Source organism: Ruegeria sp. CDSA077, from assembly GCF_059612265.1.
Window position 1 is genome coordinate 42,017 of the sequence record NZ_JBXWQG010000013.1, and the last position, 14,146, is coordinate 56,162.

Below are 14,146 nucleotides of genomic sequence, written 5' to 3' on the forward strand. Positions count from 1 at the left end.
ATGTCAGATCTAATGAAAGGCAAACGCGGCCTCGTTATGGGCGTGGCGAATGACCGTTCGATTGCATGGGGCATCGCAAAAGCCATGCACGAAGCGGGCGCCGAATTGGCATTCACCTATCAGGGCGAGGCATTCGGAAAGCGGCTGGAACCGCTGGCGCAGAGCCTTGGCAGCGATTTCATGGTCGATGCGGACGTCACCGATGACGAGTCGTTGGATCGCGCTTTTGACGAGCTTGCCCAGCGCTGGCCCACCATAGATTTTGTGGTCCACGCCGTCGCCTATTCCGACAAGTCCGAACTAACCGGACGGTTCCTGGACACCAGCCGGGCGAATTTCAAGAATTCGATGGATATTTCGGCCTATTCGCTGATCGAAGTGGCCCGCCGCGCCTATCCGATGATGAAAGAAAACGGCGGCACGATCCTGACGCTGACTTATCAGGGGTCTAACCGGGTTGTGCCCAACTACAACGTAATGGGTGTGGCCAAAGCTGCGCTGGAATCAGCGACCCGTTATCTGGCCAACGATCTTGGACCTGACGGAATCCGGGTGAACGCAATCTCTCCGGGTCCGATGAAAACTCTGGCCGGTGCGGCCATCGGTGGGGCCCGCAAAACCTTCAAGTTCTGCGACCAGAACGCACCGATGCGCAGCAATGCCACGCTTGAGGCTGTCGGCGGCACCGCGGTTTATCTGGCTTCGGATGCGGGGGCCTGCACCTCGGGCGAAGTTATTCGTGTTGATGGTGGCTTCCACGTTCTGGGAATGCCTCAACCGGACCATATGTGACCATTTCTTTCCCTGTCAGTGCCAAGATTTGACCATCTTTCGCAGGCAGGGATAGTTGCATGAACAAAGCAGAGCAAATCATCGCCAGCAGCAAGCGGGTTTCCCGCCGAAAACCGGGTTTTCTGGGGTTTAGGGGCCGCGTCGCCTTGATGACCCTAACAATGCTGCTGATGCTGTTTGTATTCTTCACTCAGCCGCATGTACGCGAGATCTTTGCATCATGGACCAGCCTGTTTTCAGGCTGATCCAGATCACGAAACTCAATTCACCGAAACCACTTCGATTTCGAAAATCAGGTCCCTTCCGGCCAGAGGATGGTTCGCGTCTAGCGTGACGGTCACCTCATCAGCCTCGACAACAGTTACCGGCAATGCGTGCCCTTCGGGCGTTTGCATCTGCAACTGGGTGCCGGGTTCAAGCGGGATGTCGTCCGGAATACCTTCGCGTGGTATGCTCTGACGCATTTCGGGATTGATCGGCCCATAAGCATCAACGCAGGCGATCTCGACACGTTTTTTGTCCCCGGCCACCAGACCAGGCATTGCACTGTCCAATCCGGGAATAATCTGCCCGGACCCCACCTCGAATTCCAGTGGATCGCGCCCTTGTGAACTGTCAAAGACATTCCCGTCCTGCAACGTACCGGTATAGTGGATGCGAACTGTGTCGCCCTGTTTTATCGCTGTCATTTTGGCCTCCGGCCGATAGAAAATTGAGCGGTCAAACCTAGGCAATGAAGCAACATTGTAAACCCTTAGCACTTTTGCAAACCTGCACCGAATGAACGGAGGGGAATTGATGCCGATCACAACCTGCATTTTTGATGCATACGGCACGTTGTTCGATGTGGCCGCAGCCGCAAGGCAAGCTGCATCAGAACCCGGCTTTGAGGCGTTACAGCAGAAATGGCCGGATCTGGCCAATCACTGGCGCCTGAAACAGTTGCAATACACCTGGCTGCGTGCGGTGGCCGATGCACATGCAGATTTCTGGGACGTCACGCAAGACGGTCTGGATTGGGCACTAGAGGCAACGGGGCTGGACCAGCACCCGGCCCTACGCCAGCGCCTGCTTGATCTCTACTGGGAATTGCAGGCCTATCCCGAGGTTCCCGAAATGCTGGCCACCCTGAAGGCCGGCGGGATGCAGACTGCGATCTTGTCGAACGGATCACCGCCGATGCTGGATGGTGCGGTTCAATCCGCAGGGATAAGCGGCGTTCTGGATGATATTCTGTCGGTCGAAAGCGTCGGCATCTTCAAACCGCATGCCAAGGTTTATGATCTGGTCGCGCAGAGCTTCGGCTGCGAGCGCGACGAAGTCTTGTTCGTCAGCTCAAATGGCTGGGACGCAGCGGGGGCCAGTGGCTATGGTTTCGTCACCGCCTGGGTCAACCGAACGAACGAACCAATGGATCGGTTGCCATGGCAGCCAACGCATGTACTGTCCGACCTGACATCCATTCCGGAACTTGCAGGACTCTGATGCCCTTTTTTTCGACCAACGACGGCAAACGCCTCTATTTCGAAGACACCGGCAGCGGCAAGCCGGTCCTGTGTCTGGCAGGCCTTACCCGAAACAGCCGGGATTTCTCATTTCTTGCCCCGCACATGACCGATTGGCGGATTATCGCGATGGATTATCGCGGGCGCGGGCAATCCGAGCATGACTCGGATCACGGGAACTATAGCCTGTTACGCGAATCTCAGGACGTGATTGATCTGCTGGATCATCTTGGCCTGGATCAGGTGACCGTGATTGGGACCTCACGTGGAGGCCTGATCGCGATGACCTTGGCCACCACCCACCCAAAGCGGCTGGCGGCTGTTGTGCTCAATGATGTTGGTCCGGTCTTTAACCCATCGGGCATCGCCAAAATAATGGAATATGTCGGCAAGCAACCGGTCTCGAAAACCTATGACGAGGCCGCGCAGGCGCTTCAGCACATGATGGGCCCGCAGTTTCCAGGGATTTCGCTGGAAAGATGGCGGCAGATTGCTGAATTTCAAAATCAGGAAACGACAGAGGGTTTGACCCTGCGCTATGATCCGGCCCTGCGCACAGCGCTGCTGGAACAGGCCGCAGCCGGGGCAATCCCGGATATGTGGATGTTCTTCGAGGCCCTGCACGACATCCCAACGGGTGTCATTCGCGGTGAAAATTCCGATCTTCTGAGCGCGCAGACATTGGCCGAGATGCAGAACCGGCATCCGGGGTTGATCTCGGCTACCGTGCCCGATCGCGGACACGTACCGTTTCTGGACGAACCTCAATCATTGGGCGTTATTCGCAAAGTACTGGACGCGGCATGAGCACACTTGAAATGATCGAAGCCGCAGCCCTGCGTCTGCAAGGGCACGTCAGAGAAACACCAATCCTGACCTCTCCGTTTTTGGATGAAATCGCGGGACGCCGCGTGTTGGTAAAACCGGAATGCCTGCAGCACACCGGCAGTTTCAAGTTTCGCGGGGCGTGGTCGGCCATTTCGGGCCTCAGTGAAGCAGACCGAAAGAAAGGCGTGATCGCCTATTCCTCGGGCAATCATGCTCAGGGCGTGGCTTATGCCGCCGCACAGCATGGTATTTCGGCTGTTATCGTCATGCCCTCGGATGCCCCAAAGCTCAAAATCGACAACACGCGCGCTCTGGGGGCCGAGGTGGTTCTGTATGACCGCTCCAGTGAAAGCCGCGAAGAAATCGGGGAGGCCGTGGCGGCCAAGCATGGCCTGACCCTGATCCGCCCCTATGATGAACCGCTGGTGATAGCCGGGCAAGGCACAACCGGGCTGGAAATCGCGCGCCAGGCGGCTGTGCTGGGCGTCGAACAGGCTGATGTGCTGGTCTGTTGCGGCGGCGGGGGGCTGACCTCGGGTATTGCGCTTGCGCTCGAGGGGCACGCACCCGGTCTGCGCGCCCGCCCCTGCGAGCCCGAAGGGTTTGACGACGTCAAACGCTCGTTGGCGCTGGGACGAATACAGAACAACGCGGCCACATCTGGCAATATCTGCGACGCCATTCTGACCCCGCAACCCGGCGACATCACCTTTCCGATCCTGCAACGGCTGTGCGGTCCCGGCCTGTCTGTGACCGAAGAAAAGGCGATGCGCGCCATGGCTTTGGCCTTTCTGCGCCTGAAGATCGTGCTTGAACCGGGCGGTGCGGTTTCCCTGGCCGCAGCGTTGTTTCGCAGGTCCGAAATTCAAGGAGACGCCGTTATCATTGTCGCATCGGGTGGCAATGCGGACCCGGACGTCTTTGCCAAAGCTATGGAGTTCCTGACCTGACAATCGCCGTCGGTTCCGGCAGCGTGCCAGTTCAGCATGCAAAGACAGAGGATCTTTATGCAGATAGCTGACCTTGGGGATGTACAGCTCCATTACCGGATCGACGGCGACCCACAAGGCGCGCCGATCGTGTTCGCGAACTCGCTGGGCACCGATCTGCGCCTGTGGGATGCGATGCTGCCATACCTGCCTGATGGGCTGCGAGTCATTCGATACGACAAACGCGGGCATGGCCTGTCCTCGGCGCCTCAGGCGCCCTATTCGATGGGGGCGCTGATCCGCGATGCCGAAGGCCTTCTGGATCACCTAAAGGTCCGAGATTGCGTTTTTGTCGGTCTGTCCATCGGCGGGATGATCGCGCAGGGTCTGGCCGTCAAACGCCTGGATTTGATTCGCGGGCTGGTTCTGTCAAATACAGCGGCCAAAATAGCCACCCCGGCGATTTGGGCGGACCGTATGGAAGCCGTCCGGATCGGCGGCATCGAAATGTTAGCCGACGCAACTATGGAGCGCTGGTTCTCGCGGGCTTTCCACGCGTCGCCCCAGCACCTGCTATGGCGCAACATGATGGTGCGGCAACCTGTTGAAGGCTATCTGGGATGTTGCGCCGCCATCTCCGGAACCGATTTTTACACGCCGACAAGTGGCCTGCGTTTGCCGACTTTGGGCATTGCGGGCAGCGAGGATGGCTCTACCCCGCCGGATCTAGTAAAAGAAACCATTGATCTTATTCCCGGTGCCCGTTTCGAATTGATACGCAAAGCGGGCCATCTGCCCTGCGTCGAACAACCCATTGAATACGCGGCGCTACTAAAAGACTTTTTGACTGGCATCGGTCATATCTGAAGGAGCATTGCTTTGGCGGATTTTCTGTTGGTCCATGGCTCATGCCATGGTGCCTGGTGTTGGAGAGATTTGATCCCAGCACTTGAAACACGCGGCCATTCGGTCCGCGCAATTGATATGCCCAGCCACGGATCTGACCCGACGTCGGTCGACCAGGTGACCCTGGACAGTTGCCGGAACGCCGTTCTGGCTGCGAGCAGATCGGATACGATCATCGTCGGCCATTCTTGGGGGGGATACCCCATTAGTGCCGCCGCCGAATTGAGACCGGATGCGATGCGCGGACTTGTTTTCCTGTCCGCCTACGTCCCCGAGAACGGATTGTCGATGGTCGAGCTGCGCCGGAAATCACCGCGGCAAACAATAGTTGATGCCGTCGAAAAATCGACTGACGGGCTGTCCTATACGGTCAAACCCGATAGCGTGAAGGCCTTGTTTTACCACGACTGCCCGGAAGAGGTCCTGCTTTATGCGCTGGCTCGGCTTTGCCCGCAGGCCATTGCACCTCAGGAGACACGGCTTACCCTGACAGAACATTTTCAGGATATGCCCAAAGCATATATCCGAACACTCGACGACCATACCATCCCGCCTGAATACCAGCACATCATGAGCCTCAGCATGCCCGAGGGAATGCGCCATTCCATCCAAAGCTCTCATTCGCCATTCTTTTCGCACCCTGAAAAACTGGCCGATCTATTGGACGACATCGCGCAGGGCTTTGATACTCTTGACTGATCTGCGAAATCTTGCGGCTTTCCTCTGAACCTGACCCCCGATAGGGTGCCCGAAACTTTCTTTGTCGGTTCCCATGCGCTTACCTTTCCTGTTTGTTCTTGCCACTGTTATGATTGATGCAATGGGGATTGGCCTTGTGCTGCCCATTATGCCCGAGCTCATTATTGATGTTCAGGGTGGTACGCTGGCCAGCGCGGCGATCTGGGGCGGCGTCCTAAGCACCGCTTTTGCAGCGATGCAATTTATCTTTGGACCGATCCTGGGCAACCTGTCTGACGCTTTCGGGCGCAGGGGTGTATTGTTGGTATCTCTGTTTGTTATGTCGTTGGACTATGTGGTCATGGCGCTTGCTGGCAGTATCTGGCTATTACTTGCCGGTCGGATCGTCGGCGGGATCACAGCCGCAACTCATTCCACCGCCGCGGCGTTCATGGCGGATGTGTCGAAACCCCACGAAAAAGCTGCGAATTTCGGTCTGTTAGGGGCGGCATTCGGGGTTGGCTTTGTCCTGGGTCCGGTCATCGGCGGATTGCTCAGCGAATATGGAACCCGTGCGCCCTTCTGGGCTGCCGCAGCGCTTTCGGCCATAACATTCGGCGTCGGTTTGATGGTGATGCCTGAAACGGTGACCGATAAGAACCGGCGCCCGTTCAGCCTGCGCCGCGCTAACCCCGTGAATTCACTGCGTGCCATCGCGGCGCTGCCGGGGATCCGTCCGATGTTGTGGGTCTATTTCCTCTATTCTGTCTCAATCTATGTATATCCGGCCATTTGGGCCTATTTCACCGCCGAGCGTTTTGGATGGTCACCCCAGATGATTGGTGTGTCGCTGGGTCTTTACGGAATTGGAATGGCCGCAGTTCAGGGCGGATTGATACGCCCCGCCACACGTTATCTCGGCGAACGCGTAACAATCCTTCTCGGGATGGTGTTCGAGATTGTCAGCTTTCTGCTTCTGGCTTTTCTGACCAATGGAATAATCGCGCTGATGCTGATCCCGATCACGGCTATCGGCGCAGTCGCAACCCCGGCAATCCAGGCTCTGGCCTCGCGCGCAACACCAGATTCGCAACAAGGAGAGCTTCAGGGCGTGCTAACTTCACTGCACGCGCTTTCCATGGTGATTTCCCCTCTGGTCATGAGCAGCGTATTTGCCTGGTTCGCAAAGCCCGGCACCGCCATCTATTTTCCCGGCGCGCCGTTTCTTCTGGCCATGTGCCTTATGATTGTCGGCCTTATCCTTTTTTACAGATCTCGCCCCATTTCTGCATAACAACGACATGACGATGACGGTTTCGGCCTTGCAGGGCATTCCGAACCGCGCCACCGTGATTAAAACCGAATACGAGGACATCATGCAATCCATCAAGGCGGCCGTATGTCGGGCATTCGACAAACCCCTGGTCATAGAAGACGTACTGATCGCCCCGCCCGCCGCCGGCGAAGTCGAGGTCACCCTGGATGCGGTTGCGATCTGCCATTCCGACATTTCTTTCGCCAGCGGCGCCTGGGGTGGATTCCTGCCCGCTGTTTATGGCCATGAGGCCGCGGGTGTGATCACCGCAACGGGCGGCATGACCGAAGGGTTCGAGGTTGGCGATTCCGTCGTGGTGACGCTGATCCGTGCATGCGGTTCCTGCCCCTCCTGCGCGGGTGGCAAGCCAACCTTATGTGAAACACCCCACGACACTGTAAAAGGTCCGTTGCGCACCGCTGACGGGGGCCCGCTGGAGCAAGCAATGGCGTGCGGGGCTTTTGCCGAAAAAGTCGTGGTCAGCCACCGGCAGATCGTGAAAATTCCCGAGGCCCTGCCAAAGGATGTGGCCAGCCTGCTGTCTTGCGGGGTGATCACCGGTGTGGGCGCTGCCGTGAATGCCGCCGGTCTGCGCCCGGGTCAGGATGTCGTCGTGATCGGGGCCGGAGGCGTTGGCCTGAACGCCATACAAGGCGCACGGATTGCGGGTGCCCGGCGTATCGTTGCGGTCGACATGACCGAGGACAAACTGGCCATTGCAAAGGAATTTGGTGCAACCCACAGCGTTCTGGCCACTTTGGACGCACCATGGAAGGCAGCTTACCGCGCACTTGGCGGTCGAGGGGCCGATGCCGTCCTGATCACAGTCGGTGCGATCCCGGCCTATGACCAGGCCGTTCGCTATCTTGGCCGAGGCGGCAAGGCCATCATGATCGGGATGCCCCATTCCGGCGACATGGCAAGCTATGAACCTGTTGTCCTGGCCGCACTTGGTCAGGGGCTGATCGGGTCAAAGATGGGGGATGTGGTGATCCAACGTGATATTCCCTGGATGATCGACCTGTATGAACAGGGGCGGCTGAGGCTGGATGAACTGATCTCGGGCCGCTGGTCCTTGTCGCAAATCAACGAGGCGATTGCGGATACCAAAACCGGATCGGCCAAACGAAACGTCATCATGTTTGACAGGGCCTAAGCAGCCCCGGCTGGAGTATATCCTATGAAACTGCAGGATCTCGATATCATTGTCACGGCCCCCCCTGCTCCGGGTTGGGGTGGCCGGTACTGGATACTGGTAAAGGTTACCACCGACACAGGCGTCACCGGTTGGGGCGAATGCTATGCCTCATCCATTGGACCTGAAGCTATGTGTCACGTAATCCGGGATGTCTTTGAACGGCATATGCTCGGCGAGAACCCCGAGAATATCGAGCTTATGTTCCGCCGCGTCTATTCCAGCGGCTTTACCCAGCGCCCCGACCTGACCGTAATGGGTGCGTTTTCAGGGCTGGAAATCGCGTGTTGGGACATTCTGGGTAAAGATCGCGACCGTCCGGTTTATGCGCTTTTGGGTGGGCTGGTTAATCAACGCATCCGGGCCTACACCTACCTTTACCCCCTGCCCCGGCATGACCTGGCCGACTTTTGGACTTCGCCCGACCAGGCCGCGGAATGTGCAGCTGAAATGGTGAGCCGCGGCTTCACGGCAGTAAAATTTGATCCCGCTGGTCCCTACACGATCCGTGGCGGGCATATGCCTGCTATGTCCGACATCTCGATGTCAGTTGCCTTTTGCAAAGCGATCCGTGAAGCGGTCGGCGACAGGGCCGACCTGTTGTTTGGCACCCACGGTCAGTTCAACACCGCAGGCGCAATCCGGCTGGGTCAGGCGCTGGAACCCTATTCACCGCTTTGGTTCGAAGAACCTACCCCACCTGACATGATCGAAGACATGGCCCGCGTCGCTCGCAACGTGCGAATACCCGTGGCAACCGGGGAACGCATGACCACCAAAGCCGAATTCGGTGCAGTTTTGCGCGCAGGTGCTGCAGAAATCCTGCAACCCGCCCTTGGGCGTGCAGGTGGGATATGGGAGATGAAGAAAGTCGCCGCCATGGCCGAGATATTCAACGCCCAGATGGCTCCGCATCTCTATGCTGGTCCAGTTGAATGGGCCGCCAATATCCATCTGGCAGCCTCAATCCCAAATCTGCTGTTGCTGGAAACCATTGATACGCCGTATCACGACGCTTTGATCAAAGGTTCACTGCGCGTTGAAAATGGCTTTGTCGTGGCACCGAATGCGCCAGGGTTGGGGATCGAAGTGAACGAAGATCTGGCCCGCTCACACCCCTATACCGGCGATGGGTTGCACCTTCAGATGCAGGAAGAACCTTGCGACTATGCCAACGGCAACGCCTTTCAGGGCGGTGCCCCTGCTTCAAAGGGGTGACAAGTACTGAAATTCTGAGTCATATTGCGCCAAAGCCAAGTTTGGAACCAATACGCACGTGACAGTTCAAGACCACGAAACACTGAATACGGACGAAACTCCGCCCGGCATGCAGGAAAGTGCCGCACGTGCCGCCGCGTACCTGAAGACGCTGGCGCATGAAGGCCGCCTGATGATTTTGTGCCATCTGGGTGATGGCGAGAAATCGGTTGGTGAGCTGGAAAAACTGCTGCAAATCCGGCAGGCCGCAGTCAGTCAGATGTTGGCACGCCTACGAGAAGAACAGCTGGTGTCGACACGGCGCGATGGCAAAACCATCTACTATTCCCTGCAGGACGGAAATACAGCGAAAGTCATCCAGCTGCTATACGACCTGTTCTGCAAACCTGAAGCCAACCCCTAGTTCGAAACATAGCCGGCGATCACCTGCATCAGCTTGAAAGCGGTTGCGGCATCGTTTTCGACCACGGCCAGGAATTCTTCCTCACCGATACGCAGACAAGACAGGTCGGTTTCCGCAATCATGCTCAGGGCGCGGGGTTCCTTTCGGATCAACCCCAACTCTCCGACCAATGCGCCGGAGCCAACCGTTGCGATCAGTTGATCGGGACCTTCTGGTTGCGGCAAATACAGGCCTGCCTCGCCTTCCAAAACGACATAGGCCCCATCGGTGGGCTGGTCGTCTTTCAGGAACACCACCTCTCCCGGTTGGGCCTGGAACCAGCGCGCACCAAATGCCAGAAGGCGCAGCTGTCTGCGGTCAAGACCGGAAAACAGCGGCGTCTGTTCCAGCGCACGAAGCTTGCGCGCCAAATCGGCTGATGCTGCGCTATCTTCTTCCACGTCGGCGGGTCCTTCGTCTGAAACCACACGACCTTGCCTTATTTCTATGAACATGTCGAATACGTCAGGGTTTTCGTACTGATCGTTCAGATAAATCACCGTCGCATTTGGCAACAGGGCGCGCAGGTTTTTATAGACCGCAATCTGAGTTTCCATGTCATAGCTTGCCAAAGCATTATCCAGGATCAGAATGTCGGGTTTCTTGATCGTAGCCCGCGTAAAGGCCAAAGGTTCGGCGAAAACCGCAGGCAGGTTCTGCCCGCCCAGCGAGACCGGTACATCGTAAATCAGCTCGACCACCAAAGGTCGGGCACCGTTTTCAGAAAGGACATCAACGATCAGCTTACGTACCTCATCTGATCGCGCGCCGCCGATCTGGCTGACCTTACCGAACAAAGCGTTCTCCATCACGGTCAGACCGGGGGCAAACTCGGTTTCCTTCAGCGGCACGAAGACATCATTCAGATGTTGCAGCAGCTTTTCGGAGTGGCTTTGCCGCAATTCAAGTATGCGGTTTTTCAATTCATCCGTAAACGCGGGGCCAATCTGTTCTGCCGAGATGACAAACGGAACCGCCAGAAGGTTGGCCAGTTGCCCATCATCCAGACCGCTGACACCTTCGTTTCGGGTGCGCTCTACCAGTTCGACTGCAGCTTCGTAGACTTCGGCCTGCAGGCCAAGCTTGCGGAACAACGGGTGGTCCGTGCCGTCCAATCCAAAGATCTGGCGCAACATATCAATGACATCGCGCGTCAGGCTGACCAGGGTTTCGTCCAAGCCCAGCTCGCGCAGCTGCCCCAAAAACACGCCCTGACGGGTTAGTATTTCCTGAGTGACCGGAACACAGGGTGTCGCGAAAAGCAGGTTTTCCGCGACCGGCAAGGCCGCATTATATGCATTGCGGTCAAAGATCAGAGCCTGCTGTTGCAGCCCAGCTTTGACCACCGCCTCCTGAACTTTAGGCCGTAGTTCAACCAGTTTTCTGACCAACTCGGGGTGCTCGTTGGCTTCGAATGTCTGTTCAGCCCCGCGCTGAAACAGGGCAGCGCCCGAACCTAGACCGTCGATCAGTTGTAACCACCAGTCGCGCAGGTCTTCCACGGTGTTCAAACCAGCCAGCGACGGGTCCAGCCAATCAACTCTAAACGGGTCGGTACTGTTGCCCGCTCGTCTTGTTTCAGCAAAGCCGGGGTCGTCTGATTCTGTCGACAGAGGACGAAGACGCATCGGCATCATGACATTGTCGCCCAAAGTTCCCTGGAACATAACCGGTCGCGATGAGGCAAAACCGATCCGCGCAGCAATGACCCCCTGATGCAGCTTTGACAAATCTTCCTGCCCGACCGTTACCCTGCCGGAACTGGGCAGGATCTCTCGGGTCAGCAATTCCGAAACCGCGCGCCGGTCTTCTTCGCTGGGCGCAGCGATTCCGATGGTTTTACCGCCTGGGAATGTCAGATCGAGGTCGTCCAGAACCAGATTCCCATCCATGTCACGAACAGATGCATGTTTCAGAACAATATCCCCGTCCAGCCTGGGATGTTTGTCGGGCTCGCCCTCGAACAGGCTTTCGTCCTGCATTCCAGAGGGCGCAAAGCGTTCGATCACAACATCCCAGCGCAGGGACATATCCTGTGTCTGGTTGTAATATGTGAGCAACTCTTTCCAAGGCGAACTGAGATCCTTGTAAGCCGCCAAAGCCGCAACCAACGCCCCCAACGAGACCGAGCCCTGCAAGACCAGAATGCCGCCAACCAGATAGAACAGGAATGGGGTAAGCTGCGAAATGAAGTTGTTGATGAACTTCATAAAGAACTTTTTCTGGTAGATATCGAAGCGAATTTCAAACAACCGGCCCAGCTGATCCGAGATCATTGCCCGGCGATACCGCCAGCCACCATTTGCCCGCAGCGTTGACGCACCTGCTGCGTTTTCACCGATCTGTGCAGCCAGCACGCGCACTTCCTGGATGCGGCTTTTGTTCAACAGATTGATCTGGCGCTGCAGCTTTGGGATCAACCAGGCCTGTAACGGGATCAGGGAAACGGCAGCAAGCCCGAACCAAAAGCTCTGTAGGAACAGGAAGGACAGGATCGTGATCATCTGTCCCGCCTGCAATACCGGCTGGCTGATCGCATCGCCCATCAGCCCACCCATCGGCTCGCTTTCAGCGGTGATCATCGACACCATTTCGCCTTGGCTGACCCGTTCGAAATAGGGTTGCGGAAATCTCAAGGCGCGGCTGATCATCTGATACCGGAATCGGCGCAGCATCCGTTCGCTCAGGACGCCTTTCATGGTGTTGATGCGCATTTTCATCAAACCATGCGCCAGAACGGCGAGCAGAAACCCAATGCATAATATGATCAGAAAATTCGTTTGCGACAGGCTGTAGCCCAGCACATCAACAACAGGGGTCGCAGCCCCGATCGCGTCATTGATGATGCGCTTGGGCAGTTCCAGCGTCAGGTAAAGCAGCGGAAACAAAGACGTGGTTACGGCCAGCAAAATCAGCTGGTCGCGCTTTGAATATTTCCAGATAAAACGGAAAATCGTGCGTTCTATGGAACCTGCCCCTGCTGCGGATCACTGACCCCGTCTTTACGAAATTCTCGTAAATTCAACAGTCTGAATTTACCGCAATCAAGCCTGCAGACGCAAATAGTTTCCGAATTGAACAGATATTTGCCGAATGTGAACAAGTTCATTTGCGCAACCTCACATTAGCCCCTACTGTTCGCTTTAGGACGATATCGGGAGGAGTCTTTTGCCTGCCACATTAGGCACTGTGTTATTGATGCTCTGCTTATTGCAGATCAAACATATGTTTGCAGATTTTTACCTCCAGACGCCCAAGATGCTGTCAGGCCGGGGTGAGTATTTTCACTGGGGACGCGCGCAACATGCTGCTGTGCATGTTGTTGGTTCGGTATTGGTCTTTTTGGTTTTCGGCGCTCCGCTGCCGTTTATCCTGATCATTGCCGCGCTAGAGTGGATAGTTCATTTCAACATTGATTTTGCCAAAGCCAGCTATTCCGACAAAAAACAGCTTATGCCGACTCAGGCAGCCTTTTGGCGTGCAGCCGGGCTGGATCAGTGCATGCATAATCTGACCTATGTGGCAATGGTCTGGGCCTGGGCGACATTCGCGGCCTGAACCAGAATTACCACAGCAATTCAGAGCTGAGTGGCCGATGGATAGAGCGATAGCCACCGCTGGTCTATGGCATCGATCTTCTGCGGGTCGAACTCGGTCTCAACTTCCCAGTACCGGCCAGACTCCACGAAATACCCAAGATCCGACTCCGACCGTATGATCTCAGCCATCCCCGATGTAGAAGGCATCTCGACCGAAGACAAATCTTCGCTGCTGACCGAGGGGTAAACCAGTCGGCTTGGTCCTTCGGACAATCGCACTGTGCGACAGCCCTGCGCCGCAGCAAACAATCCTAGTCGCGCCGACTTCGCCTCGAGCAGTCGCAAGGTCACATCGGGTCGCAACGGATCTGCGGCTCCGTTGCCGTAGAAATGTGTCCGACCCTGTCCGGAATAGATCATATCGCAACCGCAATAAGCCAGAACCGAGGGCTGCAATGCAGACAAAGCCCAGTATCCGGCCGTAAAGGCCATCGTTCCCCCGGCATAGACAAATCCACCGAAACCGTTCTGTATCGGAACGTATTCATTTGCAGTGACTATACGCTGAATGTCACTGACAGATGTGGGCATGTTCTTGGTCGGGAAATCCTCGGGGTGGATCAGAAAATCCCAGTCTGCGCGGACCCGCCAGGCATTGTTGATAGCGACTATATGCGTGAACAGCGTACGCGCCCAGTCCCGCGCACGCAGCGCCGTGGGGGCGCTGCCGAGGATCAGAACCTTGTTCTTCGATTTGGTCATTATGCGTCCGGGCTCAACTTGATCCCTTGAATGCTAG

Annotated in this window: 15 protein-coding genes; 12 read left to right on the top strand and 3 right to left on the bottom strand. The window is 56.7% G+C overall.

Annotation, left to right across the window (positions count from 1 at the left end; translation table 11 throughout):
• Both AC2FLE_RS18290 and AC2FLE_RS18295 read left to right on the top strand, forming a co-directional pair.
• Positions 1-792 (top strand): enoyl-ACP reductase FabI, encoded by a 792-nt coding sequence (locus tag AC2FLE_RS18290; protein WP_142639415.1) that lies wholly within the window; start codon positions 1-3, stop codon positions 790-792.
• Positions 793-851: 59 nt separating this feature from the next.
• Positions 852-1,037, top strand: a complete 186-nt coding sequence (locus AC2FLE_RS18295; protein WP_142639413.1) for a hypothetical protein — start codon at positions 852-854, stop codon at positions 1,035-1,037.
• 15 nt (positions 1,038-1,052) lie between these two features.
• Here AC2FLE_RS18295 and AC2FLE_RS18300 read toward each other — a convergent pair whose 3' ends face one another.
• Positions 1,053-1,481 carry an FKBP-type peptidyl-prolyl cis-trans isomerase gene (locus AC2FLE_RS18300; protein WP_142639411.1) on the bottom strand — a complete coding sequence of 143 codons (429 nt, stop codon included), beginning with the start codon at positions 1,479-1,481 and terminating at the stop codon, positions 1,053-1,055.
• Between the two features lie 109 nt (positions 1,482-1,590).
• Between AC2FLE_RS18300 and AC2FLE_RS18305 the strand changes: the two genes are divergently transcribed.
• The 9 genes from AC2FLE_RS18305 to AC2FLE_RS18345 all read left to right on the top strand — a co-directional run bounded on the left by AC2FLE_RS18305 (position 1,591) and on the right by AC2FLE_RS18345 (position 9,769).
• Positions 1,591-2,277 (top strand): haloacid dehalogenase type II, encoded by a 687-nt coding sequence (locus AC2FLE_RS18305; RefSeq protein WP_496698799.1) that lies wholly within the window; start codon positions 1,591-1,593, stop codon positions 2,275-2,277.
• Entirely contained in the window at positions 2,277-3,104 is an 828-nt protein-coding gene (locus AC2FLE_RS18310) for an alpha/beta fold hydrolase (RefSeq protein ID WP_496698800.1), read from the top strand. The genes AC2FLE_RS18305 and AC2FLE_RS18310 overlap by 1 nt, the downstream gene beginning before the upstream one ends.
• Positions 3,101-4,075 (top strand): threonine ammonia-lyase, encoded by a 975-nt coding sequence (locus AC2FLE_RS18315; RefSeq protein ID WP_496698802.1) that lies wholly within the window; start codon positions 3,101-3,103, stop codon positions 4,073-4,075. Before AC2FLE_RS18310 ends, AC2FLE_RS18315 begins: the two co-directional genes overlap by 4 nt.
• 57 nt (positions 4,076-4,132) lie before the next feature.
• Positions 4,133-4,921 carry a 3-oxoadipate enol-lactonase gene (gene pcaD, locus AC2FLE_RS18320; protein ID WP_496698804.1) on the top strand — a complete coding sequence of 263 codons (789 nt, stop codon included), beginning with the start codon at positions 4,133-4,135 and terminating at the stop codon, positions 4,919-4,921.
• 12 nt (positions 4,922-4,933) lie between these two features.
• Positions 4,934-5,659, top strand: coding sequence for an alpha/beta fold hydrolase (locus tag AC2FLE_RS18325; RefSeq protein WP_496698806.1), 726 nt, complete (start codon positions 4,934-4,936; stop codon positions 5,657-5,659).
• A gap of 73 nt (positions 5,660-5,732) precedes the next feature.
• Complete coding sequence (locus AC2FLE_RS18330; protein WP_496690370.1) at positions 5,733-6,932, top strand: TCR/Tet family MFS transporter; 1,200 nt, start codon at positions 5,733-5,735, stop codon at positions 6,930-6,932.
• An 82-nt stretch (positions 6,933-7,014) separates the two neighbouring features.
• Positions 7,015-8,109, top strand: coding sequence for a zinc-binding dehydrogenase (locus AC2FLE_RS18335; protein ID WP_496698873.1), 1,095 nt, complete (start codon positions 7,015-7,017; stop codon positions 8,107-8,109).
• Between the two features lie 24 nt (positions 8,110-8,133).
• Positions 8,134-9,366: a mandelate racemase/muconate lactonizing enzyme family protein gene (locus AC2FLE_RS18340; RefSeq protein WP_496698808.1), complete on the top strand. Its 1,233-nt coding sequence runs from the start codon at positions 8,134-8,136 to the stop codon at positions 9,364-9,366.
• 109 nt (positions 9,367-9,475) lie between these two features.
• Positions 9,476-9,769 carry an ArsR/SmtB family transcription factor gene (locus tag AC2FLE_RS18345; RefSeq protein ID WP_142639497.1) on the top strand — a complete coding sequence of 98 codons (294 nt, stop codon included), beginning with the start codon at positions 9,476-9,478 and terminating at the stop codon, positions 9,767-9,769.
• On the opposite strand, the gene AC2FLE_RS18350 is transcribed toward AC2FLE_RS18345, so the two are convergent.
• Positions 9,766-12,762: an ABC transporter transmembrane domain-containing protein gene (locus AC2FLE_RS18350; RefSeq protein WP_425595606.1), complete on the bottom strand. Its 2,997-nt coding sequence runs from the start codon at positions 12,760-12,762 to the stop codon at positions 9,766-9,768. The two genes, AC2FLE_RS18345 and AC2FLE_RS18350, sit on opposite strands and share 4 nt — an antisense overlap.
• A 244-nt stretch (positions 12,763-13,006) precedes the next feature.
• On the opposite strand from AC2FLE_RS18350, the gene AC2FLE_RS18355 reads away from it, so the two are divergent.
• Positions 13,007-13,366 carry a DUF3307 domain-containing protein gene (locus AC2FLE_RS18355; RefSeq protein ID WP_496692932.1) on the top strand — a complete coding sequence of 120 codons (360 nt, stop codon included), beginning with the start codon at positions 13,007-13,009 and terminating at the stop codon, positions 13,364-13,366.
• Positions 13,367-13,386: 20 nt separating this feature from the next.
• Here AC2FLE_RS18355 and AC2FLE_RS18360 read toward each other — a convergent pair whose 3' ends face one another.
• The gene (locus AC2FLE_RS18360) at positions 13,387-14,109 is read right to left on the bottom strand and encodes a hypothetical protein (protein WP_496698811.1); all 723 of its coding nucleotides are present in this window, start codon (positions 14,107-14,109) and stop codon (positions 13,387-13,389) included.
• Positions 14,110-14,146: the final 37 nt, after the last annotated feature.